Genomic DNA, 24,589 nt, shown 5'->3' on the forward strand with positions numbered 1-24,589 from the left:
GCGCCTCGCAATGCACGTTCTGCCATGGCAGTCCCCTTTCGTGTGCCTTACCTCTTCCAACGTAGGGGATGGACATGAGATTCCCCTAAGCGCGAGGTATTGGTCACACGTCAGTACGGACCAGTGTCCGGACAGGTGACTCGTGGCAACCACACCGGTCTGATGCATTCGATCAGTTCCCAGTCGACGCCCGCGTGCGGATCGTCACTGCTGTCGATGTACAGCTCGAGATGCCTGTCGGGATACAGCCGATAGTGGTCGCGGATCATGTCGCCCTCGATCGTCGGCGAGCTGACGTGAAGCTCTGCGCCGGTTCCTGATTCAATCGCGTCCGACATGCAGCTGACTTCGGTGTGGGAGGTCGCCGTGACTTTTTCGCCCTGGCCCAGCTCGATGGATCCACAATCCGGGAGCTTCGACCGGTCGTTCCACTGATCCTTGACCGAATCACTTTGTGATCCGCACGAGCTCACACCAGCCACAAACAGGAGAACGACCATGACATGAGTTGTCTTCGCGAGCGTGGACATCAGTCAGATCAGGGCGGGTGGCTGGTTTCCGGCCTCGATGATTCCCTTCTTGGGATCGAGCTTCCACAGCAACAGTCCACCGATGACGAGGAACGCGATCAGGGCAAGGATCGCCGGCCGGTACGAGTCGGTCAGCTGGTGCACGACGCCGAACACCAAGGTGCCGAGCCAGCTCGTACCGCGCTCGCAGGCTTGGTAGAGGCTGAAGTATTCCGCCTCCCTACCCCGGGGGATGAGCTGCGAGAAGAACGAGCGTGACAGTGCCTGCGTGCCGCCGAGGACCAGTCCGATGGCGACGGCAAGCAACAGGAACGGCGCGATCTGTTTCTCCGGCAGGAAGAAGCCGCAGCACACAACGAGAATCCACACGACCAAGCCGCCGAGGATGGTTCGGTGACTGCCGATACGTGCCGCAAGCCGCCCGAATATCAGCGCTCCGCCGAAGGCCACGAACTGCACGATCAGAATCGTCGCGATCAGAATGCTCGGTCCAAACCCGAGCTGCTTGTCGCCGTAGACCGACGCGGAATAGATCACGGTCTGGATGCCGTCGTTGTAGAACAGGTAGGCCACCAGGAACAGGAGCGTCTGCGGGTACTGCTTGAGCTCCCTGAGCGTACGGAACAGCTGGCCGAAGCTGCGCTGCACAAGCGTCACACCCTCCTCCGGAGGGATTCCGCGCGGCTCGCGGTCCTTGATGCCGCGGTAGGGGATGAAGGTGAAGTACGCCCACCAGATCGCCGCCGACAACAGGCTGATTCGTACGGCCATTTCAGTTGACAGTCCGAATGGCTTCACCGTGACAATCGCCAGGTTCACAGCGAGAAGCAGTCCACCGCCGAGGTAGCCGAAGGCCCAGCCCTGCGAGGATATTCGGTCACGCTCGTCGGGTTCAGCGACCTCGACGAGGATCGCGTCGTACACGACGATCGACGCCGCATAGAACAGGTTGGCCACGACCAGCAGGCCTGCGCCCAGCTGCCAGTTGGTGCCGGTCACGAAGAACATCAGTGCGGCAACAGCCGCGCCGGTCCAGGCGAGACGCGCCATCAGTGTCTTCTTTGACTGCACGCGGTCGGCGATGGCTCCAACGATCGGCAGGATGAACGCCGAGATCACCGTCGCCAAGGTGACGACGTAGAACACCAACGAACCAGCTGAGACGGACAGACCGAGAACCGAGAGGTGCTCTGTGCACTTGCGGTCTTCGTCACCGACGAAGCCACAAGCAGCGCGTTCGGCGACACTCGTCAGGTATGGCGCGTACAGAACCGTGGCGATGGTGGTGATGTACGCCGAGTTGGCCCAGTCATAGAAGAACCACTTCTTCTGCTCTTCGTTCGCATTGAACCGCGGCAACTTCATTTGGGTCCCCTCCACGTGCCTCGGGCGACGAGAACACCCTTGAGGATGTCCGTCCGGTCGGTGATGATGCCGTCGACTCCGAGGTCGAGCAGTCGGTTCATGGAGTCTGCGTCGTCAACGGTCCACACGTGCACCTGCAGTCCCAGGGCATGCGCCCGTCGTACGAAGCCACGGCTCACGACGGTGATCCCGTGACGTCGCTCGGGAACTTGCAGGCACACGGCAGGTAGGCCGAGACGTCGCACGATCGCCGTGGGCAGGAGCTTCACCAGCGCCGCCTCACGGCTCGATGCTGAGGTCGCCACCTCGGGCAGACGTTGTCGAATTCGGCGCAGGCGACCATGCTCGAATGACGCCAGCAGGACCCGATCGATGGCGTCATAGTCCTCGATCACGGCGCAGGTCTCCTCGACTGCGGCATCGGACTTCACGTCGATGTTGAGTCGCGCGTCCGGGAGTTCCTTGAGCAGCGCCTCGAGCGTGGGGATTGCCACTCGGCCACCCAGCAGCTCTCCGTCCACCAGGTCGGCCGTGAGCGATGCTATCGCTGCCGCGTTGCCCGTCATCCGCTCCAGCGTGTCGTCGTGGAAGACATACACCCGTCCGTCGGCCGACACGTGGACGTCGGTCTCGAGGTAGCGATACCCCAGCTCATAGGCATGGGTGAACGCCTCCATCGAGTTCTCAATGCCGACATTGGCATCCACGAGCGAGCCACCACGATGCGCAAAGGCGATAGGCGTCGGGTAGTCGAGGTAGGACACGTTCACACGCTAAGCCCTCACGGGCTCAGCGAGGGAGGCCTATATGTCCCGGAAGGTCTCGATCTGGGCGCCGAGGGCGTTGAGGCGCTCGGCGAGGTCTTCATAGCCACGATTGATGACGTAGACGCTGCGCAGCACTGAGGTACCCTTGGCCGCCAACATCGCGAGCAGAATGACCACAGCAGGGCGCAGGGCTGGCGGACATACGAGCTCGGTGCCACTCCAGTGCGTGGGGCCGTCGATCAGCACGCGGTGCGGGTCGAGCAGCTTGACCGAAGCGCCGAGCTTGTTGAGCTCGGTGAGGTAGATGGCTCGGTTCTCGTAGACCCAGTCGTGCAACATCGTCTGACCCTCGGCCGTTGCTGCGATGACAGCGAAAAACGGAAGGTTGTCGATGTTGAGGCCCGGGAACGGCATTGGGTGGATCTTGTCGATCGGGGCGTGCAGGGCCGACGGGTGAGTCGTGATGTCGACGAGCCTGGTCTCACCGTTCTCGGCGGGATACTCAGCGCTGCGGTCGTACTGGAAGCCCATCTCCTCAAGCAGAGCGAGCTCGATCTCCATGAACTCGATCGGTACGCGACGCACCGTGATGCTCGACTTGGTGACGATCGCGGCCGCGATCAGGCTCATGGCCTCGATCGGGTCCTCGCTCGGCGCGTAGTCGACGTCGGCGTTGATGACGGGCTTGCCGGTGACACGCAAAGTCGTGGTGCCGATGCCGTCGATGCCGACACCCAGCTTGACCAGGAAGAAGCACAGGTCCTGGACCATGTAATTGGGACTGGCGTTGCGGATGATCGTGACGCCCTCGTACTTCGCAGCCGCGAGGAGTGCGTTCTCGGTGACCGTGTCACCGCGCTCGGTGAGGACGATGGGGCGCTCCGGGCCGACCCCTGCCGCGGTGGTGGCGTGATAGCTGCCTTCGGTGGCGACAACCTTGAGGCCGAACGGGCGCAGTGCGGTCATGTGAGGTTCGACAGTGCGGGTGCCGAGATCGCAGCCACCTGCGTACGGCAGCTCGAAGTCGTCATAGCGGTGCATCAGCGGGCCGAGGAACATGATGATGCTGCGCGTACGACGGGCCGCGTCGGCATCCATCGCTGCGAGATTGAGCTCGGCCGGGACGACCAGCTTGAGGTCGTTCTCGTCATTGAGCCAGGTGAACTTCACACCGATCGACTCGAGCACCTCGAGCAGTCGGTTGACCTCTTCAATGCGCGCAACCTTGCGCAGCACAGTAGTGCCGGAGTTGAGCAGCGCGGCACACAGCAGGGCAACACCCGCATTCTTGCTCGACTTCACGTCGATCGAGCCCGACAGCGTCGTGCCGCCGACCACGCGCAAGTGGCTGGGGCCGGAAGTGCCGACGGTGACCAGTTCAGAATCGAGCGCAGCGCCGATGCGAGCAAGTGTGTCGAGGGTCAGGTTCTGCTGACCCTTCTCGATCCGACTCACCACGTTCTGACTCGTCTTGAGCTCGGTCGCGAGCTCGGACTGGGTCATTCCACTGTGTTGACGGGCATCACGAATGAGTACGCCGATGCGGGCCAGGTAGTCGTCGCGCACAGTCATGTTATCCACCATATCTCAGATATGAGATAACTCAATTCAGGCTGATCCGACTAGATGTTCCCAAAACTGTCAGAGTCGGATTGACCGAGTTTGCGGGAGTCTGCGACGCCCCCGAAGTTCACCGTGTGCTGCCAGTAGATCCCGTATGCGAGCTCCGAGATGGTCCTGTCGTGCACGGGGAACAGCGAGTGAGGGGAGACGCGCTGGATGAAGTCGACTGTCTCGCTGATCTTGGCCCACGGCGCCGACAGGGGGAGTGCCAGCACGTCAACGCCGGTGGGTGCGTACTCGTACGTGTCGCCGGGGTGGAACAACGTTGGCTCTCCTGCAGCGGTCAGCACGACGCCCACATTGGCGACCCGGGGGAGGGCAGGGAGGATCACCGCGTGCTGGGACCCGACGCCGCGAATGGTTACAGCGCCGATCGCCGTCTCCAGACCGTCGGCGTTGGCCGTCCAGTCGCCGAACTCCAGCGTGCCCGCACTGTCTGGGTCAGCGATCAACACAGCGTCGGGATTGCGCTCCAGCAGGCCAGGACCGCGGGTGAGGTCTATGTGATCGGGATGCTGGTGCGTCACGACGATCGCGTCGAGGCCGTCGAGTGAGAAAGCTTCGTCAGCGCTGAAGACTCCGGGGTCGATCAGGATGCGGGTGCCGGTCGCCTCAACGAGTATGGCCGCATGACCGAAGCGCGTGATCTGCATACGGCCCATCCTGCACCGTAGATCAAGCCGCGATGTGCCCGATCTCAGGTGTGTCCGGTCCGAAGTGGCGATACATGATCGTGTCGCGGTTCTTGGCTGACTTCTTGTGAAGCCGTCGGTCTCCCCAAGCAGTGCGCCCGAGGACGTGGTGGTTGACCAGATTCCGTCCGAACACGCCCACCGAGGCCCACGGCAGGCGTACAGGAAGCTCAAGGTCCCGCACGCCCTCCTTGGTGAGAAATGGCCTCAGCATGCTGAGGAGTCGCGCACGTGTGTACGCGCGCCCGAGGCGAGGAAACCGCCTGAAGTGCAGGCTTTTCTGAGCATCCATAATGCCCTGGGCCAATTGTGGTCCCGCCTCGGAGATGTCATCCTGCGCCAGCAGGACGTGATAGTTGAATGCGAGCTGCTCGCGCTCGTCGTCGAAAAGCCAGTCGTCGTTCACGCCGATCAGCCAGCCGACGTACTTCCACAGGTGCATGACCGCTCGTGAGTCCTCGGCGGTGACACGCACGCCGAGTGCGCGCACGCCGACCAAGAGTGTTCCGCTGAACAAGCCCAACGTGGCGCCCTGGTCAGACTGATTGATCGGCAGGCCCCATTTCGCGATGTCCCACCGGTCGCCGCCCTCGAAGCGGTGGTTGACCAATGCGTGCATGAGGCGGACGTGCGCCGTCAGCTGAAAGCCCTCCCCGTTGCGGCGCATCCCGTCATGCTCGGAGACTGCCACGGCCCACTTCTGAGTTTCGCCAAGGCGGCGCCTGGTCGTGTCCCCAGTCATTCCGCCAGTGGCAACGAGCAGATCCGTGGGACCACCGAACCTGTACCCACCGATGAGGGAGACCTGCAGCAACACATCGGCCGCGCTCTGGCCGAAGCGTCGGTATGCCTCGGCACCACGGTTGACGAGGTCGAAATCGACCCAATCCGGCACGGTGTCCACGGCCGCGAAGAAGTCGCGCAAGGCCGGGGGAGCGGCCTCGACTGAATTGATGCCGTGGTTGAGAGCCTGGTGGAACTGCGCCATCGTCACCTTGTCATCACCGGGCGACCGCATCGCCAGGGCGAGTGCAGCGCCGATTTCGTCGCGCTCCATGAATCGCTGGCCGATCAGCGCCATCTGCTGCTCATCGACTGCGCGCACCCGGGCAACGGACTTGAGAACGCGTCCAATGCGAGCACCGCGCGCTTCTGCCGCACGAAAGCGAGCTGGGGGAGCAACCACCGTGTCGAGAGTCATGACGAAAGTGTGACGCGAGCATTTACTCGCATACAATTCGCATATGGCACAGCCGCTCCGGACCAAAGACCTGCGCAAGACACCACGCCAGGAACGTTCGCGCGCGATGGTCGAGCGCATCATTGCCGCCGGTCAGACGGTGTTGCTGCGTGATGGCTACGAGAAGGCATCAACGAACCGAGTTGCGGACGAAGCCGACATCAGTCCGGGCTCGCTCTACCAATACTTCCCGGACAAGGAGGCCATCCTCGCGGCAGTCATCGACCGGTATGCCGCCGAGTTTTCGACTCAGCTGACGGCGGTGCTGGCCGACAGGCTGGACGAGCCGGGACCATCTCTCGTACGCGCGTCATTCGAGGGATTGCTGGACGTTCTGAACGAGAACATTGAGTTCCTTCGGCTAGTGGTCGAAGTGCTTCCGCGCAGCCAATCAGGCAGCTGGGCCGGCGCATTGGAGCAACGCATCAGCGATCTCGTGACGGCCTACCTGTCGATCAACAAGGCACAGACGTCCATCACTGATCCCGCGACATCGGCGTGGATCCTCGTCCGGATGGTCGAGCACCTGAGCGTGCAATACGTGCTCGAGCAGCCCGCGATCCCTCGGGAGAAGTTCATCGACGAGATGGTCGACCTGACGATCGCTTACCTCGGCCCGACGACCTAACCGTTCGGTGCTCGCGAAACGCTCGTGTCTCGCGGCGGAATCAGCAGCAGCGCAGCCAGGACGACGGACCCTCCCAGCGCGGTCATGTTGAGGATCGAGTCGACGGTGTCGTACACGTCCAAGTGGTGCACGTGGTAGGAGAAATGGAACACGCCGAACGTCAACGTCGTCGCCGCCGCAATCAGCACAGCGATGCGCTCCATGCTCACGGCAGCGAGCAGAGCCACCACCATCAGCGCGAGGTACGTCGCGCCAACATCACGTACGAGGTGCTCGTTGTAGGGCCCATCGACATTGACCCAGTGCCGTCCGAATCCGGGGAAAGAGTCGTAGAACGATCGCGGCGCAAACGTCGCCCACGGGCCGGTGATCGCGCCAGTTGCCGCCAGAATCGCCAGGATCACGCGCTGCATCGTCTTTGTCATGTCCCGAGAATGGCCCAGCCCTCGAATCCGCACAACGATGTGGAGATGCTCGTAGCATCAGCCGCATGAGTGAGACCGAGTCGATACGCAACCCGCTCTCGACGGCCGCCCGTGCCGGCTTCGTGTCCGGCGGATTCGTCGCCCTGCTCTGGCTGATCGAGGCGCTGGACCGCATCCTTCCTGGCAATTTCGAATCACGAGGACTTCACCCACGCTCTGACGAAGGCCTTGTGGGCATCGTCTTCGCGCCGCTGCTGCACGGGGGCTGGGATCACCTGATCTCGAACAGCCTCCCGCTGCTGATCCTCGGCTTCCTGCTGGGGATGTCAGGGATGCGTACGTTCACCATCACGACGGCAATCATCTGGATCGTCGGGGGAGTAGGGGTATGGGTGATCGCCGGCTCCAACACGGTTCACATTGGTGCTTCTGGCGTCGTCTTCGGCTGGCTGGTGTTCCTGATCATCCGCGGGTTCTTCGCACGCAGCCTGGGCCAGATCATCCTTGGAATCGCAGTCTTTTTGGCTTATGGCACCGTTCTGCTGGGAGTTCTGCCAGGGGACCCGGGCATCTCCTGGGAAGCTCACTTGTTCGGTGCAATCGGCGGCGCGATCGCCGCCTGGTTCGCGCGCGACGACAACGACGTCAGCGGCTGACGTTCGCTTCTTGCCCCATCGCTGACAGCTTCTCAGGATTGCGCACGGTGTAGATCGCGCTCACGAGACCTTCCTCGACACGCATCGTGACAACGCTGTCAATCTCGCCGTCGAGGCTGAGGATCAACGCAGGGCCGCCATTGGCATAGCCGAGCACGGCCGTCATCTCGGTGAGCCACGGCGTCTTCAGACCAGCTGCAAACAGCTTGGCCACCTTGGCGGCGCCGCTGATCGGACGTGGCAATGCCTGCTTGATGCCGCCACCGTCGCCCAGTGCAACCACATCGGGAGCCAGCATGTCGACCAGATCCTGCAGATCTCCGGTCACGATGGCTCGCTGCAAGGCGATGAGGGCATCCCAGGCATCGCTTGACGAGACAATCCCACGAGGACGTCGAGCCGCCACGTGCTCGCGGGCCCGATGGGCGATCTGACGCACTGCCGATGGGCTCTTGTCCACGGCTTCGGCCAGCTCGTCATAGCCGACGTCGAACACCTCATGCAGCACGAAGACCGCGCGCTGGGTCGGCGTCAGCGTCTCCAGCACCAGCAGCATCGCGGTCGACAAGCTGTCGGCCAGTTCGAGGTCGTCGGCGACATCAGGGCTGGTCAGCAGCGGTTCTGGGAGCCACGGCCCGACGTAGTCCTCGCGGCGCCTCGCTAGGACTCGAAGCTGATCGAGTGCCTTGCGAGTCACCATGCGTACGAGATAGGCCCGCGGATCGCGCACCTCGGACTGGTCGACTGTCGTCCACTTCAACCACGTGTCCTGCACGACATCCTCGGCGTCGGCAGCCGAGCCGAGCATCTCGTACGCCACCGTGAAGAGCAGTCGTCGGTGCTCGACGAAGGGATCTCCACTCATACGGTCGACCCTACGGCGAGCGGCTTCAGTCCACACGCGTCGGCGTACTGCTCGGAGTGGATACCGAGCGCCACATTCATTCGGGCGCTCATGTTCATGAAGGCGACTTTGGCGGCCAGCTCCACCAAGCCGGCGGGACCCAGCTGCGCCAGGAGGGCATCGGAGAGCTCGTCGGTGACCTCCAGGGGAGTGCGGCACATGGCGACGGCGTACTCCATGACCTGGCGTTCCAGAGTCGTGAAGGCGTCGGATTCACGCCAACGGGGGACTTCACGCGCCTTGTCCTCGTCGAGGCCCTTGTTGTGGGCCATGAAGTAGTTGAAGTCGAGGCAGAAGCTGCAGCCGATGTCAGCTGCGGCAGCCATCACAGCGAAGGTCCCCAGGTTCTTGTCGAGCTCTTCCCAGGTCTCGCTCTTGCGGCCGATCTTCATCGAGTCCTTGAAGATCTTCGGGTGGTTCCACAGGACTTCAGCACCTTGCGGCACTCCGCCCATCATCTTGCGCATGGCGATCTTGAGTACGCCTCCGTAGATTCCGTCGATTTCGGCTCGGGGGACTCGCGTCGTTCCAGTCATGATCGTCTCCTGTCGTTTGGGTTCACCATGAAGACGCTCGCCGGTGCCCGTTTGTGACAGTTCTTGGCAATACTTGTGCGATGAGCGCCGAAGGATTCACTGAAGACGAACGCCAAGCGATCAAGGATCGCGCCAAGGAGCTGCGATCCGGCTCCAAGGACACTGAGGGCGAAGTGATAGCCAACATCGCTGAGATGCCCAAGGCAGATCGCGATATCGCAGAGCGACTACACGCCGTCATCATGAAGAACGCGCCCGAACTGAAGCCCAAGCTCTGGTACGGCAGTCCTGCCTACGCCAGAGGCAAGGAGATCGTCTGCTTTTTCCAGGCAGCATCCAAGTACGACACGAGATATCTGACGTTCGGTTTCAACGATTCTGCAAACCTTGACGACGGCTCGATGTGGCCGACGGCGTTCGGCATCGCCAAGCTCACCGCGGCCGACGAGAAGACGATTGGCGCACTGGTCAGAAAGGCCGTGCGCTAGGAGCGCCCATTTGCCGCAGCAGGTTGGCTTGGTGTCCACACGACGGTGAGCGCACCTGTCACGAGATAAATCACTTGAAGGAAATGGAACCCACGAATCGAGGCGATCTCTCCGACAATCCAGAACACCATGATCATCCCAGCGACGATGCTGGCGAGCTGCCAGCCATCGATGCCCTTCATCAGGGCGACTGCGGCGATCAGCGCACTGCCACCGACGACGGCCATCAAGATCACGCCTGGAAAGTAGTTGCTGGGGAAGTCCGTGTGGCGCACCCAGGACACCTGCTCAGGAATCCAATCGGTCATCAGCGCAAGCCCGCCTGCGACGGCGCTGACGCCATTGAACAACAGAAATCCAAGCAAAGTCTTGCGCTGGCGGCTCAACGCGCCAGGCTCCGCGAAACCCGAACTATTCCGAGCATTCAGCATGATGATCGCCTCCAGTACCAGCGTCGGCCGCACATGAAGCCTTGTTGAGAGCCAACCGGCCCAAATGACGCGTGACATAGGTCCCGGCCCTCCTGAAGACCTCTATGTCCGATAATGCACATTATGTCAACTTAAGCATATTTTGGCTCCAGAAGGGCAAATGCAGCCCCTACCCCGTTGAGCAGCGCAGGCCCGGCCGAACACCGACTTCATTGACGAGTGATCCACCGCATGGTGCGCTCACGAACGGTGGGTCTAAACTGATCGGCTTGTGAAGTCCTGGTTGCTTGCACCGACTCGTGTGGTGCCTCTCGCGTTCCTTTTCGCGATCACTCTCGGAACGCTCTTGCTTTCCCTCCCCTTCGCTGCGAGCGACTCTGAAGGCTTCATGCCGGCGCTTTTCACTTCCGTCTCTGCCGTGTGCGTTACGGGTCTCACAACCGTCGACACAGCCACGTACTGGACTCCCGCCGGCCAAGCGGTCATTTTGGGACTCATACAGGTCGGCGGGTTCGGGATCATGACTCTCGCCTCGGTGCTGCTGCTGGCCATTGGCCGCAAGCTCGGTCTTCGCAATGGGCTGATTGCCCAGACGGAGACCCACTCGATCGGCCTTGGCGAAGTGAGAGCTGTCGTCCGGCGTCTTGCCTTGATCGTGTTGGCGACTGAAACCACTATCGCGCTCATCCTGTTTCCTAGATTCCTGATTGCCTACGACGACGACACAGGGACAGCCGCGTGGCACGCGGTGTTCCATGCGGTTTCTGCGTTCAACAACGCCGGGTTCGCTCTCTACTCCGACAGTCTGATCTCGTTCGTCGATGACCCGTGGGTGATGTTGCCGCTGTGCGCGGCAGTGATTGTCGGTGGACTGGGCTTCCCCGTGGTCGCTGAGGTCGTCTCCGGACGGAAGAAGTGGAGCATTCACACCCGCGTCACCGTCTACGGAACCTTGCTTCTGCTGCTCGTCGGAACGATCGGGTTCGGGCTAGCCGAGTGGACCAACGACCGGACGTTGGGTCCACTTTCCCTCGGCGGAAAACTTATCGCGGCCATCACTGGCGGTGTGATGCCACGCACCGCCGGCTTCAACAGCATTGACTACGGCTCTGCCACCGCCGAGTCGCTGATGCTGACCGACATCTTGATGTTCATCGGCGGCGGCAGCGCAGGAACTGCCGGCGGTATCAAGGTCAGCACCTTCCTTGTGCTGGGTTTTGTGATTTGGAGCGAGCTGCGCGGCGAGCCCACCGTCAGCATCTCAAATCGCGCGCTTCCTTCTACCGTTCAACGGCAGGCGCTCACCGTTGCGCTGCTGGCTGTTGGAGTCGTCATGGCCGGGACCATGGCGATGATGATCGCCACCGACTTCGAGTTCGAACCGTTGTTGTTCGAATCCATCTCCGCATTCGCGACCGTTGGGCTTTCGACGGGAATCACGTTCGACATGCCACCGGCAGGACAGTTCGTGCTGATTTCCCTCATGTACGTCGGACGCGTCGGCATCGTCACGGTAGGAGCCGCGCTCGCACTCTCCGCCAAGCGCAGGCGCTACGTGCTGCCAGAGGAACACGTTATCGTCGGCTGATCTCAGGCGTCAGGAGCTACAACTTGAGACATCCGACGGTTGAGATAGGCCGTCTCAGCCAGATTGTCGGTTGCGGCGATGGCAGCGTGATAAGCATCGCGGGATTCCGCGCTACGACCGAGACGACGCAGCAGCTCAGCACGGGCAACGTGCCACGCGTGGTAGCCGCTCAGATCGAGCTGGTCGACGATCGCCAGAGCGACGTCCGGACCGTCAAGCTCAGCGATCGCGACGGCGCGATTCAATGCGACCACAGGCGTCGGAGCAACGACCATCAGCTGGTCGTACAGGGCGACAATCTGGCCCCAGTCGGTTGACCGGGCCTCGTTGGCGTCCGTGTGGACTGCGTTGATCGCTGCCATGATTTGGTACGCGCCAGGAACGGCATCAGTCTGCTCAACGCGCGCCAGGCATTCTCGTACGAGATTGTGCCCCTCTGTGATCAAATCGCGGTCCCACCTGCTGCGATCCTGCTCGTCGAGCGTGACGAGCTCTCCCCCGGCGACTCGTGTGTCCTGGCGCGCGTCGGTCAACAGCATGAGTGCCAACAGGCCTGCGACCTCACCCTCGTCGGGCAGGAGTTGCCGCAGGATCCGACCCAAGCGGATCGCCTCGCTCGTCAGGTCGGCCCTGATGGGGTCATCCCCCGAGCTGGCCAAGTAGCCCTCGTTGAAGACGAGATAGACGACCGCGAGCACTGCTGAGAGGCGATCACTCAGGTCACCGCGCTCCGGCACACGGAACGGAATGTTCGCGCCCTTGATCTTGGCCTTGGCGCGGGTGATGCGCTGCCCCATCGTTGTCTCGGCCACGAGAAATGCGCGTGCGATTTCGTCGACTGTCAGTCCGCCGAGCAGGCGGAGCGTCAAAGCCACGCGTGCTTCGGGCGCCAATGCCGGGTGACAGCACGTGAACACCAGCCGCAACCGGTCGTCCTCGACCGGTCCGGTCGGTTCGTGGGGGGTATCGTCCTGAATCATCATCGCTGCCTGGTGCTTGGTGTCGCGGATCTTCTCGCGACGGATCTTGTCGATGGCACGGTTGGCTGCGGTCGTCGTGAGCCACGCGCCCGGATTGGGCGGTATGCCGTCGGCCGGCCAACGCTCGATGGCGGTGAGCAGTGCCTCGCCTGCCATGTCCTCGGCGATGTCGAGATCGCCGAAGCGTCGGACAAGCGAGGCCACCACTCGGCCATATTCCTCGCGGTAGATCCGATCGATCTCCGCTCGGATGTCGGGAGCTTGGGTCACTCGCCGTCTTCGAACGGACGCACTTCGACCTTGCCGCCGCACGCCTTCGAGCCTTCAGCTGCGATCTTCAGTGCCGCGTCGAGATCAGGAGCCTCAATCACCCAGAAGCCGCCGAGGTATTCCTTGGTCTCAAGGTAGGGGCCGTCGGTGACGACGACGTCGGCACCGGTGCCGTCCACGACCGTCGCGGTGTTGATGCGCTTGAGTCCCCCACCGAAGACCCACGTCCCGTCGGCCATGATTCGCTCATTGAACTTCGCCGTTGCGTCGTACATGGGCTGCGCTTCCTCGATCGGTGTGTCGTAGACGCTGTCGTCGCCGTGCACCGCGAGCAGGTACTGAGTCATCGTGAATCCCCTCTGTATGTGGCGTGCCGGTCGGCTGCCTCTGACCTATCCACGAACGCGCCAAGCGCAATACGACAACCCTCGCCGAATTCGTTCGAACTTTCTACGCAGCGATCACCGAGATCACGTTGCCGGCCGGGTCGGTGAACCACGCGATGTCTGGCCCCTGCCCCTTCATGACGCCATCCTCGTCCTGAGGCATGCCGTCGTAGCGAGCGAACTCCACTCCCCTCCCCCTGAGCTCTCGTACGGCTACCGTGACGTCATCCACCGGCAGGTTCAGCACCGTGAACGATGCTGGCTCGTGCGCGTCCCCCTTGGGATAGACGAGGACGAAATGGTCATCGCCGAGGTCGATCTGGATCATCCCGTCCGACTCGTTGACTGTTAAACCAACGACGTCGACGTAGAACGCCTTGGCCTTGGCGGTGTCGTCCACCGAAAAACCACTGAAAGGACGGTGAAATTCGGGCATTGCAACCTCCTGGATCGTCAAAATCCTCGTGTCAGGGCCTCGGCCAGCTCGGCGGGACGGCTCAGCGCCGGAAGATGACCACCGGGAACACCTTCCGCCTCGATACCCAAACGGTCACGAGCCACTCGCTGCTGGAACACGAAAGGGAAGAACCGGTCGTCGAGTCCGGCAAGCACCCTCGTCGGAACGTCGGGCCAGGAAGGGAGCCCCCAGGGTGTCTCAAAGATCGCCTCGGTCTCGTCGCGCTGTTCCTCATCGATCAGGTTCTCAGGTGGAACGTCGTGGAGAAAAACCTCGTCGTCAAACGGCGCATCAGGATCGCGGCCCTGCGCAATGTCATAGGTCCGTTTTGCATCTGCGGAGCCCGTATTGGCCCACCACTCCCCTGCGGTTTCGCCGGGGTTGGGGATCATCGCGTTGAGCAGGATCAGCTGGTGAATCGGCAGGAGGCCCGCAGCCCACGACGCCGTGAATCCTCCGATCGACTGGCCGACAATCACCGTGTCCTCGACACCGGATGCCACCTCAACGACCAGGTCGACATATTCGGGCAGGCCAGCCTTCGGGTCGTCGCCTGGCAGGTCGACGGCCATGTTCGCAAAGCCACGCTGCGTGAGCTGCTGCTGGACGAGATGCCAGTAGGACGCCATGCCGCCGGCGCCCGGAACCAGTACGAATGTCGGACTCAAGGCGCCACCCAATGAGGATCGCGTCCGAGCAGCCCAAGCATCCGATCCTGCGCCGGCGCATCGTCGGGGACGAAGACCTTGGGCCCGAGCACGACGATGTCCGGACCATATGCCCCCGGGATGTAGACCTCGGGTGGCAATGACGCGACGACCGGCAACAGCTCCTCCACGTCGTCAGCGTGCATCGTTGCGTCCTGACCGGTCGCCTTGGCGAGGTCCCAACCGTGATGGACAAGGTCCTGGCTGACCACTTGGTCAACCATGTCGGCGACGGGCAACTCCCCCGCCGGGCTCGACGTCATACGAGATGCCATGTCGGAATCAGTCAGCAACGCCTCGACGTCGGCGCGCGCCCGGCGAAATGCTCCGAGTGGATCATCGGCAACCGACGGTCCCTCGGAAGGCGACAGACCTACGGGGCGCAGCATGACGTCGTGCATCACGACGATGTGGTCCACCACTCCCCTGGCGTCCCAGTCATCACATGGCGATTGGGCCGACCACAGGTTGTCAGGGGTCGCGGCGATGAGCGACTCGAACGCATCCGCCCGCCGTCGATAGCGAGCAAGAGCCTCGGCTGGATCCATGGTGCGATCCTAGGACGTGCAGGTGACGGAACGGCAGGACTAGAAGCGATCCGGGTCACCGGCACCGACGCGTACGACCTCGGCATATCCCTCTGAGTAGTCGACCACTGTCGTGGGCTCTGCAATGACGTCGATGCCCGAGTCGACCACCGCGTCGACACGGCCGTCGAGTTCTTCTGAGATCTCCCAGGCGGACGTCATCGCCGCGTCAGCACCGGGCAGAATCAGCGACGACGACACCATCGGCTCGCCCAGTGCCTCGAGCAACGCCTGTACGACACGGTGATTGGGAATCCGTACGCCGACGGTCTTCTTTTTGGGATGCAACAGGCGCTTCGGCACTTCAGACGTGGCCGGAAGGATAAACGTGTACGGCCCGGGCGTAGCCGACTTGATCGCCCGGAAGATCGCGTTGTCCACGTGCACGAACTGCCCCAGCTGGGCAAAGTCGCGGCACATCAGGGTGAAGTGGTGCTTCGCGTCGAGGTCGCGGATCGAACGAATGCGATCAAGCGCGTCACGATTGCCGATCTGCGCACCGAGGGCATAGCCGGAGTCAGTCGGATAGGCGATCAGGTCGCCGGCGACGAGCATCGCCGCGGCTTGATCTACGTTGCGCTGCTGCGGGTTGTCCGGATGAATGTCGATGAATCGCACGCTGTGAGCGTACGACTACATCGGCCCATCCACCTACGGTGAGGCTCCGCGTCAGCGAGTGACCAACAAGCGTTTGGAGCTGATCTTCTGGGCTGCGATCTGCGTAGAGGTGAATGGGAACGCCACCCACTGCTCTTTGCTGAACAGCTTCGTCTGGTCTGAGCTCCACGCCGAGTTGACGTTGAGCGACTGTCCATACGTCAGGATCGTCGACGCCTTGACTCCGGTGCTGGTGAACGAGACAGCCTGGATGTGCGAGGAGCCGTAGTTGATCCGATAGAGCCCGTTCGCCGTCGAGAAGGGCGCTCGGGCAACAACCACGTTCGCATTGCCGACTGTGCCGCTGCCGCCGCCGATGGGGATCTCGGCGCCAACCTTGTCAGCCACCTGGAGCTTGCTCCACGGCGCATCGAACGCGATGCCCTTGCCCTGCAGGTAGGCGATCGCATCCTTCATGGCCTTGATCGTCTTGCTGTCGGTTTCCTTGAGGTCACGCGGAGTGTTCACGGGATCGGCCGCGTCGAACGGCACCGCCCATGGGGCCGGAGCCCGCTGCATGAACTCTTCGAAGATGTGCGCGCCGACGCTCGTCGTGTTGGACTTGCCGTCCCACGCCTTCAGGACGTCACACGCCTGGCCGCCACCTGCGCTCTGGCAGAGCTTGTCCAGATCACCGTTCTCACGGGCCACCTCGGCACCGAACACGCGGTTCTCGTGCTCAAAGCCGGCCAGCTTGGCATGGGAGACCTTGCCCTTCGCCAGCGCGTCCAGGACGTATCGATAGACCATGCGCGTACGGAGGGTCCGCTCGGACTTCTCCGAGCCGATGATGTTGGCGTAACCCTCCAACCTCTGCTTCGGGTTGGGCAGCCAGTAGGAGTCGTTGGCGTTGGCGACCCAGTCACGACGGACCGTGGCCGGAAGGTTCTTCGGTCCGAGGATGCCGGGACGCGATGCATCGGCATCGGTCCGCCACGCGCAGTCGGAACGTGCTCGGGTGCCGTCGAGCACGGGCAGCCCAGCAAGCGAGCGCGTGACCACGCCGATTGGAGTGATGCACTTGGCCACCAGGTCGTTGGGAACGTTGGGGACCACGGAGTGGTCGGCGTACAACGCATTTCCAGAGCGGTCAGCCGCGATCGTGTTAACCCACGGAATGCCGCCGGCTTTGTCCTGTGCGGCGAGCAGACCCGAGACGCTCGACGCCTTGCTCATGTTCAGGAATGAGTCGATCGTCCGCAGCTGCTCGCCGTTGGCGTCACGCATCGCGAAGAGGCTGATCGGCGTCCAGCCCATCAACGTCGCGGGGTTGTCCATGACGTAGCCGTCCTCGGTGCGGTACAGCGTTTTCGTGACCTCGGAGAGCGTGCCGTCTTTGCCCTTGACCGTGACGTTCACCGACCTCTTCTCGAGCTCGAGGAGGCCGTGGTCTGTCAGGTAGAGCGTCGGGAATCCCGGAATGGTGCGGTACTCGTACGGCGTGAATCGGTAGGCGGTCGAGACCGTATGACTCCAGGCAACGTTCTTGTTGAACCCGATGTTGATGACCGGAGAGCCGAGCAGGCTGGCGCCGGCGGCGTCATACCCTCCCGGGATAGTGAGGTGCACCTGCTCGAAGCGGTAGCGCCCGTCCCACGGGAAGTGCGGGTTGCCCAGCAGCATGCCGCGCCCGTTGTCGGTCGCATCGCCACCGACAGCCGTGGCATTCGAGCCGAACGGAGCAGCGGGATCCTTGCCCAGACCTGCCTTCAGCGCGTCAGCCGACGGAGTCGACGACGGTGCGGAAGAGAAAGGAAGAAGTGCGCTGAGATCGGGGATCGGCAGATCGGGCAGGTCAGGGATGTCGACGCCAAGTGGCAGCTCGAGTCCTAGCGCCTCGAGCTTGGGCAGTCCCAGGTCGCCAAGCGACGGCGGGTCTGCATCGGCGATCGCACCGATGAACACGCCTGCAGATGCCAGCAGGTTGGCCGCGTAGACGCCGTACCAAAGGTCGAGCTCGGACGCTGACTTGGCATAGGTCGCACCCTTGCACGCGGGATCCTTGATGCCTTTGGCTCCCCCGATGCTCTTGAGGTAGTGGTTGACGCCTGCCGCGTAGCCGCGAACCATAGCGCGCGCTTCCTTGCCCGGACCTCGTTGGGGATCCGCAAGGAGCTTCTCGACGACCTTGCGTGCTCGAAGGTCCGTGAAGAAGGCGTCGCTCTGGAGGTTTGTGGCGTTGACCGAGACGCGATCGATGTAGCGCTCGTCAGGGCCGAGGTAGCGCGAGCGCTGGCCCAGGCCCGTGAGAACCGTGTCCGCGAGGCTGCATATGGACGTCTCGCCGGTGGCGAAGCCGTGTCCGAAGCCGAGTGACTCCCAGTCCTTGGCGACGACGTGAGGGATGCCGTGCTGAGTGCGGGTGATCGTGACGTCGTACTTGCCGCTCGTGGGCGCCAACGGGATGGTCGCCGCCGATGCTCCTGTGCCGGTCAGTGGTGCGATGAGGCCTGCACAGAGTGCAGCTGTGGCGATGAGAGCAGTGCGACGGAGCCGTGACATGCGCATCCCTTGGCGTCGAGTGGGGTCAATCGTGACCTATGTCACCGGGTGAAACGTCCCTTGGACCGCAGAAGTTACGCGTACGTACGAGTTTGGGCACAGAAAGGGGCCGCACCCACGGCGTACGGAGTGCGGCCCTCGGTCGGAGATCAGGTGAAGAGGCTGACGCCCGCCGGTCCGACCAGCAAGGCAACAACAATCAGCACGGCTCCCATGATGAAGTCACGCTGGACGAGTCGCAGTACGCCGAAGATGCCGATGATCACTGCAGCGATCCACAAAATTGTGTCCCACATGGTTTTGACCTCCATTAGTCGAGTGGCATCTGCCACGCCTTCGATCTACCCAAACACGCCTCGTTCAACCTCCACGTACGCGTGGATCTCTCCAGCCTACCCACTCCCGCGTGACGTGGGTCACATGAATCTGTTCCGGAATGCGGACGCGAGTTCCGCCCACGGGGTCGACGCCAGAGACCGACCTATTCTGGAGCGCAGGATCCGAGTGGAATGAGGTGGTGGACATGGCAGAGGTCGCATTGAGCCTTGCCGAACGTCGCCAGATCCAGCTCGATCACGACAGCGAGCGCTCCGCGCACCTCGCAGAACGCGAGCATCTCCTGACGCCCCGTCGTGGCAACGACGAGCTCCAGGCCATTGCCGACGCTGCTCAGGCCCGCTTTGCCGCCTCCGACGGTGCGGGACTGCTCGAATGGGTCGCCCAGGAGTTCGGCTACCGGACGGCAGTTGCCTGCTCCATGGCAGACGCAGTGCTTCCCGCCGTCGTCGCCGAGCACCTCCCCTGGGTCGACACGCTTTTCCTCGAGACCGGCTACCACTTTGCCGAGACGATCGGCACGCGCGACGCGGTCGAGTCCTCCATGAAGCTCTCGATCGTCGACGTCACTCCGAAGCGCACAGTCGCCGAGCAGGATGCCGAGTTCGGTGAGCGCCTCTACGAGCGCGATCCCGCCCTGTGCTGCCAGATGCGCAAAGTTGATCCGCTCCACGCAACCCTGCAGGGCTACGAAGCGTGGATCACCGGCGTGCGCCGCGACGAGTCCGAGACGCGTGCCAATACGCCGTACGTGACCTGGGACGACAAGAACGGCCTCGTCAAGATCAACCCGATGGCGGCCTGGTCATTCGATGACCTTCTCGAATACGCGGACAAGAACGACATCATCGTCAACCCCCTCGTGAACGACGGATACCCGTCGATCGGCTGCGCGACGTGCACCCGTCGCGTGGCTCCCGGCGAAGATCCTCGCGCGGGTCGTTGGGCCGGCCTCGACAAGACAGAGTGCGGGCTTCACGCCTGACCTGACCCACCCACCCGACAGGCAACGATGACGCTGACCGACTACCGCCTCACCCAGCTCCAATGGCTGGAGTCCGAGGCGATCCACATCATCCGCGAGGTCATCGCCGAGTTCGATCGGCCGGTTCTGCTGTTCTCCGGCGGCAAGGACTCGATCGTGATGCTGCATCTCGCGGTCAAGGCGTTCTGGCCCTCACCGGTCCCGTTCCCTGTTCTGCACGTCGATACCGGCCACAACTTCCCTGAGGTCCTCGCCTACCGAGATTCGACCGTTGAGCGCCTCGGTCTGCGCCTCGAGGTCTCCAGCGTGCAGGACTACATCGACGACGGTCGTCTACGTGAGCGCAGCGACGGTATGCGCAACACCCTCCAGACCCAGCCGCTCCTCGACGGCATCACGGAGGGCAAGTTCGACGCCGTGTTCGGTGGTGGCCGTCGCGACGAGGAGAAGGCCCGCGCCAAGGAGCGCGTCTTCTCACTCCGCGACGAGTTCGGCCAGTGGGACCCGCGCAACCAGCGGCCCGAGCTGTGGAACCTCTACAACGGCCGGCACACACCGGGTCAGCACGTACGCGTGTTCCCGTTGAGCAACTGGACCGAGCTCGACGTCTGGCAGTACATCGGCCAGGAGGGCATCGCACTGCCCGAGCTCTACTACGCACACCAGCGCGAGGTGTACGAGCGCGACGGCATGCTGCTCGCCGTCGGCCCCGTCTCGATGCCACGCGAAGGCGAGAAGGTCGAGAAGCGCCAGGTGCGCTATCGGACCGTCGGAGACATGTCATGCACCGGAGCCGTCGAGAGCGATGCGCTCACCGTCGACGATGTTATTGCCGAAGTGGCCGCCACCCGCATCACTGAGCGAGGTGCCACGCGAGCAGATGACCGTACATCTGAAGCCGCGATGGAAGACCGCAAGAAGGAAGGCTACTTCTGATGGCCACTCTCCTGCGCCTTGCAACAGCTGGCTCAGTCGACGACGGCAAGTCAACGCTCGTCGGTCGGCTGCTCTATGACTCGAAATCGGTGCTCGCCGACCAGATGGAGGCTGTGGAGCGTGTCTCCACCGATCGCGGTCTCGGCACGGCCGACCTGGCGCTCCTGACCGACGGCCTGCGCTCCGAACGCGAGCAGGGCATCACGATCGATGTGGCCTACCGCTACTTCGCGACGCCCAAGCGGTCGTTCATCCTTGCCGACTGCCCCGGACATGTTCAGTACACGCGCAACACGGTGACCGGTGCCAGCACGGCCGACTGCGTCGTACTTCTGGTCGACGTACGCCACGGGCTTCAGGAGCAGACCCAGCGTCACCTCGCCGTCGCGTCGCTGCTCCGCGTGCCGCACGTTGTCGTCGTCGTCAACAAGATCGACCTGGTCGACTTCGACGAAGAGACGTACGAGCGGGTCTCTTCAGACGTCCTCGAATCCGCCCGCAGCCTCGGCCTGTACGACGTCGCGACGATCCCTGTGTCTGCACTCGAAGGCGACAACGTCGTCGAGCGCTCAAGCCGTACGCCTTGGTATGACGGGCAAAGCCTGCTCGAGCACCTCGAGAAGCTCTCCCCCATCGGCGAACCTCACTCGGAGCCGTTGCGGTTCCCTGTTCAGCTGGTGATCCGCCCCCAGCAGGCTGCCGGGGAGGAGTTCCGTGACTACCGCGGCTACGCCGGGCAGGTTGCCTCAGGCCTCGTACGCGTTGGCGATCCCATCACGGTTCAGCCGAGCGGACGCACGAGCACAGTCGTCGGTATCGACACCGCCGATGGCGAGCTCGCATCCGCGTTCGCTCCGCAGTCCGTCACCCTGCGCCTCGCAGACGACATCGACATCTCTCGTGGTGACCTCATCGTCACATCGCGGAGCGTTCCGCCGGTCACCCAGGACATTGACGGCACGATCGCCTGGCTCGCCGAACGACCGCTGGTTCCCGGCGCCAAGGTCCTCCTCAAGCACGGGACCAAGACCGTCCAGGCCATGGTCAAGGCGATCAGCGGCAAGCTCGATCTCGACGACGCGCGCCTGCTCCCAGCTGAGTCGCTCGCGCTCAACGACATCGGCCACGTCAACCTTCGCCTCGCATCGCCGATCCCCGCCGAGGAATACCTGCATTCCCGCAGCACAGGCGCTTTCCTGCTGATCGACCCGCAGGAAGGCAGCACTCTTGCCGCCGGCATGGTCGGCGACGCATTGCTGGACACCAAGGCCGAGGTCGAGGCGGTCGCCGGGACTACAGTTCTTGCATGACGTCGGAGCCATGGTGACCGGGAGTTTTCCGCTCACCCTTCGCGTTGCGGACCGTCTCGTCGTGGTCGTCGGCGGCGGTCACGTCGCCACGCGTCGGACCCTCACACTGCTCACCGCGGGAGCGCGAGTAGTCGTCGTCTCGCCCACAGTCACGGACTCCCTCGCATCCTCGATCAGCCGTGGGGACGTCGAGTGGCGGGAACGCGCGTACGAGTCCAGCGACCTCGATGGCGCCTGGCTCGTCCAGACCGCGACGGGCGATCCCGCAGTTGATGGCCGCGTTGCTGACGACGCAGAGGCGCGCCAGATCTGGTGTCTCAAAGGTGGCGACCCCGATCATGCAACGGCGTGGATGCCAGCTGTCGCCAGTGTCGACGACGTCACGGTCGCGGTCAGCGGAGGCGGCGATGCTCGCCGGGCGACGTCATTGCGAGACGCCGTCGCTGCTGCGCTTCAGTCCGGGGATCTCCCGCTACGCCACGGTACGCACCATCCGGGCGGATTCGTTGCGCTTGTCGGGGGCGGACCGGGCGATCCGGGCCTTCTGACCGCTCGCGGGCGCAGACTCCTCGCCGAGGCAGATGTCGTCGTGTTCGACCGACTGGCACCACAGAGTGTCCTGGCCGAGCTGGCACCGGACGTCGAGGTGATCGATGTCGGCAAGATGCCTGACAATCACCCGATCCCGCAGGAAGAGATCAACGAGATCCTGATCGACCGGGCCAAGCAGGGCAAGATCGTGGTCCGGCTGAAGGGCGGCGATCCATACGTCTTCGGTCGTGGCGGCGAAGAGCTGATCGCGTGTCGGGAAGCCGGCATCGAGGTCGAGGTCGTACCCGGTGTGACCAGCGCAATCGCGGTGGCCGCTGCGGCCGGCATTCCGGTCACCCATCGCGGTGTGGCCAACGGATTCAGCGTTGTCACCGGACACACCGACCTGATTGAGCTCCCGACCGAGCGCTCGCACACACTCGTCCTCCTGATGGGTGTCGGAAGGCTTCGTGAGGCTGCAGAGCAGCTGATCGGCGCTGGACACGATCCTGAAACGCCTGTTGCGCTCGTCGAGAACGGATACGCCGACAACCAACGTGTCACCGTCGGCACGCTCAGCACGATCACCGAACGCGCCGAGGCGGTCGGGGTCAAGCCACCGGCCGTGACCATCATCGGTGATGTCGTGAGCCTGTCCCCCGCGTGGCCGCCTGCATGAGGCGCGTCGTCGCCCTCGTGTGCTCAGCTGCCCTGCTGTCGGGCCTGGGGGCGTGCACGGGCGAGCTCCCTCAAGTCGTGCCCATGCCTGACGGTGTCACGCTGTTGTCAGACCAGTCGCGCCTTCACCGCAAGGACCGCGAGATCTACATACGTATCCAGAACAAGTCCGACAAGCCGATCCACATTGAGGCCTTCACATTGATGTCGGAGCGCATCACGGACGTGAAGTGGACCGGTGACGAGGAGGTTCCGGCCGGCACCGAGGCCGACCTCGAGTACGACATGCCTTCCGCAAAGTGTGGGACAGGGTTCACACCGACTGTGCGCCTCACCTATCGGATGGGCAACGGGAAGCGCGTTGAGTCGGATGCGAGGGCTGACGATCGCTACGGCAGCATCTCGCACGCCATGGACCGCGACTGCGCCGAAAGCACCCTCAACGAGGCCGCCAAGCTTGAGGTCGGCGACCCGTCGATCGTCGGCGACGGTCGCGAGTCCGTGTTCCACCTTCCCGTGACGATGACGCCGACCGGCAAGCGCGCCGACGTACGGTTCGGTGGCTTCGGATCGACCGTGCTGTTCAATCAGGCCGAGGGCTCGCCCGCCGACGTCGACGTCCCTTTGACCGGCAGTCCCATCAAGATCGAGATGCTGGTGACTCCCGCCCGCTGCGACGGACACGCGCTGGCCGACGACAAGGTCGGCCGACTGTTCGACGTGAAGGTGCTCGGCGACGATGTCGGCAAGAACGCCTCGTTCTACCTCCCGCTGAACACACCGCAACGGGTGAAGTTCTTCGACTTCTATCGCTCCCACTGCGGCCTCGACTAGCTATCGGGCATTCAGCCAGGCGTTCAGATTCTTCTCGCCCTGTCTCATGATCAGGTGATGCCCGGCCACGAACACCGGCCGAAGCAGCCAGCCTGTCCACCGCATCCATCGGCGGTCCGTGGCAACTCGCCAGTCGATGTCCATCGCCGATGAGCATCCGTCACCCCCATCTGTGAAGGTCACAGCGCCGTCACCGCGAAGGTCCCCGGCTGATTCGAACGTCAATCGGTCTGGTCGGCTCAGGTGCAGGTTCTGGAGCTCGAATGCCAGCCGATACCCGAAGTGGCTGGCTGCGCGCACCGAGAGGTTCTTGCCGTCGTACTCGACGGCTTCGACGGAACCCCACCACGCCATCGGGTCGTCGCTCGCCAGCAACGCCTCTAGCTCGTCCCACAGCGCCTCGCGGCTGCGAACGACCTGCCACCGCGAGTGGAACGCGTAGTTCGAATTCATCAAGGCTTCTCCGTGTCGCTACCCGGTTGGGACGCTCGCTCGGGTTGTAATTGAGATGGCCCCGCGCGGTATGAGCGCGCTGGGCCCCTTCGTAGGTCAGGCCTTCT

28 protein-coding genes are annotated in these 24,589 nt (G+C 63.2%); 9 read left to right on the plus strand and 19 right to left on the minus strand.

Features of this window, described 5'->3' with window-relative positions; translation table 11 throughout:
- Positions 1-110 precede the first annotated feature (110 nt).
- From V6M39_RS15125 to V6M39_RS15150, 6 genes are read right to left on the minus strand one after another with little or no spacing between them, the layout of a single operon-like run.
- Positions 111-530, minus strand: coding sequence for a hypothetical protein (locus tag V6M39_RS15125; RefSeq protein WP_332644643.1), 420 nt, complete (start codon positions 528-530; stop codon positions 111-113).
- Positions 531-533: 3 nt separating this feature from the next.
- On the minus strand, positions 534-1,895 hold the full coding sequence (locus V6M39_RS15130; RefSeq protein ID WP_332644644.1) for an MFS transporter: 1,362 nt from the start codon (positions 1,893-1,895) through the stop codon (positions 534-536).
- A complete protein-coding gene (locus V6M39_RS15135; RefSeq protein WP_332644645.1) occupies positions 1,892-2,659 on the minus strand; it encodes a glycerophosphodiester phosphodiesterase in 768 nt (255 codons plus the stop codon). Before V6M39_RS15135 ends, V6M39_RS15130 begins: the two co-directional genes overlap by 4 nt.
- A 39-nt stretch (positions 2,660-2,698) precedes the next feature.
- Positions 2,699-4,243 (minus strand): UDP-N-acetylglucosamine 1-carboxyvinyltransferase, encoded by a 1,545-nt coding sequence (locus tag V6M39_RS15140; RefSeq protein WP_442880817.1) that lies wholly within the window; start codon positions 4,241-4,243, stop codon positions 2,699-2,701.
- 41 nt (positions 4,244-4,284) lie between these two features.
- Positions 4,285-4,938, minus strand: coding sequence for an MBL fold metallo-hydrolase (locus V6M39_RS15145; RefSeq protein ID WP_332644647.1), 654 nt, complete (start codon positions 4,936-4,938; stop codon positions 4,285-4,287).
- A gap of 22 nt (positions 4,939-4,960) precedes the next feature.
- Complete coding sequence (locus V6M39_RS15150) at positions 4,961-6,178, minus strand: oxygenase MpaB family protein (RefSeq protein WP_332644648.1); 1,218 nt, start codon at positions 6,176-6,178, stop codon at positions 4,961-4,963.
- 43 nt (positions 6,179-6,221) lie between these two features.
- Here V6M39_RS15150 and V6M39_RS15155 point away from each other — a divergent pair, with 43 nt between their 5' ends.
- A complete protein-coding gene (locus V6M39_RS15155; RefSeq protein WP_332644649.1) occupies positions 6,222-6,845 on the plus strand; it encodes a TetR/AcrR family transcriptional regulator in 624 nt (207 codons plus the stop codon).
- On the opposite strand, the gene V6M39_RS15160 is transcribed toward V6M39_RS15155, so the two are convergent.
- Positions 6,842-7,270: a hypothetical protein gene (locus tag V6M39_RS15160; protein ID WP_332644650.1), complete on the minus strand. Its 429-nt coding sequence runs from the start codon at positions 7,268-7,270 to the stop codon at positions 6,842-6,844. The genes V6M39_RS15155 and V6M39_RS15160 overlap by 4 nt on opposite strands.
- Before the next feature lie 65 nt (positions 7,271-7,335).
- Between V6M39_RS15160 and V6M39_RS15165 the strand changes: the two genes are divergently transcribed.
- Positions 7,336-7,926: a rhomboid family intramembrane serine protease gene (locus V6M39_RS15165; protein WP_332644651.1), complete on the plus strand. Its 591-nt coding sequence runs from the start codon at positions 7,336-7,338 to the stop codon at positions 7,924-7,926.
- Here the strand turns inward: V6M39_RS15165 and V6M39_RS15170 are convergent.
- A complete protein-coding gene (locus tag V6M39_RS15170; RefSeq protein WP_332644652.1) occupies positions 7,916-8,791 on the minus strand; it encodes an RNA polymerase sigma-70 factor in 876 nt (291 codons plus the stop codon). The two genes, V6M39_RS15165 and V6M39_RS15170, sit on opposite strands and share 11 nt — an antisense overlap.
- Complete coding sequence (locus V6M39_RS15175) at positions 8,788-9,366, minus strand: carboxymuconolactone decarboxylase family protein (protein WP_332644653.1); 579 nt, start codon at positions 9,364-9,366, stop codon at positions 8,788-8,790. The genes V6M39_RS15170 and V6M39_RS15175 overlap by 4 nt, the downstream gene beginning before the upstream one ends.
- An 80-nt stretch (positions 9,367-9,446) precedes the next feature.
- On the opposite strand from V6M39_RS15175, the gene V6M39_RS15180 reads away from it, so the two are divergent.
- The gene (locus V6M39_RS15180; protein ID WP_332644654.1) at positions 9,447-9,854 is read left to right on the plus strand and encodes an iron chaperone; all 408 of its coding nucleotides are present in this window, start codon (positions 9,447-9,449) and stop codon (positions 9,852-9,854) included.
- Here V6M39_RS15180 and V6M39_RS15185 read toward each other — a convergent pair.
- Positions 9,851-10,318, minus strand: coding sequence for a hypothetical protein (locus tag V6M39_RS15185; RefSeq protein ID WP_332644655.1), 468 nt, complete (start codon positions 10,316-10,318; stop codon positions 9,851-9,853). The two genes, V6M39_RS15180 and V6M39_RS15185, sit on opposite strands and share 4 nt — an antisense overlap.
- Positions 10,319-10,589: 271 nt before the next feature.
- On the opposite strand from V6M39_RS15185, the gene V6M39_RS15190 reads away from it, so the two are divergent.
- Positions 10,590-11,873 (plus strand): TrkH family potassium uptake protein, encoded by a 1,284-nt coding sequence (locus V6M39_RS15190; RefSeq protein ID WP_332644656.1) that lies wholly within the window; start codon positions 10,590-10,592, stop codon positions 11,871-11,873.
- A gap of 2 nt (positions 11,874-11,875) precedes the next feature.
- On the opposite strand, the gene V6M39_RS15195 is transcribed toward V6M39_RS15190, so the two are convergent.
- The 8 genes from V6M39_RS15195 to V6M39_RS15230 form a co-directional block, all read right to left on the minus strand.
- On the minus strand, positions 11,876-13,123 hold the full coding sequence (locus V6M39_RS15195; RefSeq protein ID WP_332644657.1) for an RNA polymerase sigma factor: 1,248 nt from the start codon (positions 13,121-13,123) through the stop codon (positions 11,876-11,878).
- Positions 13,120-13,470 carry a YciI family protein gene (locus V6M39_RS15200; RefSeq protein ID WP_332644658.1) on the minus strand — a complete coding sequence of 117 codons (351 nt, stop codon included), beginning with the start codon at positions 13,468-13,470 and terminating at the stop codon, positions 13,120-13,122. The genes V6M39_RS15195 and V6M39_RS15200 overlap by 4 nt, the downstream gene beginning before the upstream one ends.
- 103 nt (positions 13,471-13,573) lie before the next feature.
- Positions 13,574-13,909: a VOC family protein gene (locus V6M39_RS15205; RefSeq protein WP_332644659.1), complete on the minus strand. Its 336-nt coding sequence runs from the start codon at positions 13,907-13,909 to the stop codon at positions 13,574-13,576.
- Between the two features lie 53 nt (positions 13,910-13,962).
- Positions 13,963-14,634: an alpha/beta fold hydrolase gene (locus V6M39_RS15210; RefSeq protein WP_332644660.1), complete on the minus strand. Its 672-nt coding sequence runs from the start codon at positions 14,632-14,634 to the stop codon at positions 13,963-13,965.
- Positions 14,631-15,221 (minus strand): TIGR03086 family metal-binding protein, encoded by a 591-nt coding sequence (locus V6M39_RS15215; protein ID WP_332644661.1) that lies wholly within the window; start codon positions 15,219-15,221, stop codon positions 14,631-14,633. Before V6M39_RS15215 ends, V6M39_RS15210 begins: the two co-directional genes overlap by 4 nt.
- Positions 15,222-15,260: 39 nt before the next feature.
- Positions 15,261-15,878 carry an L-threonylcarbamoyladenylate synthase gene (locus tag V6M39_RS15220; protein WP_332644662.1) on the minus strand — a complete coding sequence of 206 codons (618 nt, stop codon included), beginning with the start codon at positions 15,876-15,878 and terminating at the stop codon, positions 15,261-15,263.
- A gap of 51 nt (positions 15,879-15,929) precedes the next feature.
- The gene (locus V6M39_RS15225) at positions 15,930-18,419 is read right to left on the minus strand and encodes a penicillin acylase family protein (protein ID WP_332644663.1); all 2,490 of its coding nucleotides are present in this window, start codon (positions 18,417-18,419) and stop codon (positions 15,930-15,932) included.
- Positions 18,420-18,568: 149 nt separating this feature from the next.
- Entirely contained in the window at positions 18,569-18,715 is a 147-nt protein-coding gene (locus V6M39_RS15230; RefSeq protein ID WP_332644664.1) for a GPGG-motif small membrane protein, read from the minus strand.
- 227 nt (positions 18,716-18,942) lie between these two features.
- Between V6M39_RS15230 and V6M39_RS15235 the strand changes: the two genes are divergently transcribed.
- The 5 genes from V6M39_RS15235 to V6M39_RS15255 are packed head-to-tail and all read left to right on the plus strand — an operon-like array spanning position 18,943 to position 24,029.
- Positions 18,943-19,740 (plus strand): phosphoadenylyl-sulfate reductase, encoded by a 798-nt coding sequence (locus tag V6M39_RS15235; protein ID WP_332644665.1) that lies wholly within the window; start codon positions 18,943-18,945, stop codon positions 19,738-19,740.
- Positions 19,741-19,767: 27 nt separating this feature from the next.
- On the plus strand, positions 19,768-20,676 hold the full coding sequence (gene cysD, locus V6M39_RS15240) for a sulfate adenylyltransferase subunit CysD (RefSeq protein WP_332644666.1): 909 nt from the start codon (positions 19,768-19,770) through the stop codon (positions 20,674-20,676).
- Positions 20,676-21,986 (plus strand): sulfate adenylyltransferase subunit 1, encoded by a 1,311-nt coding sequence (locus V6M39_RS15245; protein ID WP_332644667.1) that lies wholly within the window; start codon positions 20,676-20,678, stop codon positions 21,984-21,986. Before cysD ends, V6M39_RS15245 begins: the two co-directional genes overlap by 1 nt.
- 13 nt (positions 21,987-21,999) lie before the next feature.
- The gene (gene cobA / locus V6M39_RS15250; protein ID WP_332644668.1) at positions 22,000-23,196 is read left to right on the plus strand and encodes a uroporphyrinogen-III C-methyltransferase; all 1,197 of its coding nucleotides are present in this window, start codon (positions 22,000-22,002) and stop codon (positions 23,194-23,196) included.
- Complete coding sequence (locus V6M39_RS15255) at positions 23,193-24,029, plus strand: hypothetical protein (RefSeq protein ID WP_332644669.1); 837 nt, start codon at positions 23,193-23,195, stop codon at positions 24,027-24,029. The genes cobA and V6M39_RS15255 overlap by 4 nt, the downstream gene beginning before the upstream one ends.
- On the opposite strand, the gene V6M39_RS15260 is transcribed toward V6M39_RS15255, so the two are convergent.
- Entirely contained in the window at positions 24,030-24,482 is a 453-nt protein-coding gene (locus V6M39_RS15260; RefSeq protein ID WP_332644670.1) for a hypothetical protein, read from the minus strand.
- Between the last annotated feature and the right edge of the window lie 107 nt (positions 24,483-24,589).

Source organism: Aeromicrobium sp., assembly GCF_036675695.1.
Taxonomy (GTDB): domain Bacteria; phylum Actinomycetota; class Actinomycetes; order Propionibacteriales; family Nocardioidaceae; genus Aeromicrobium.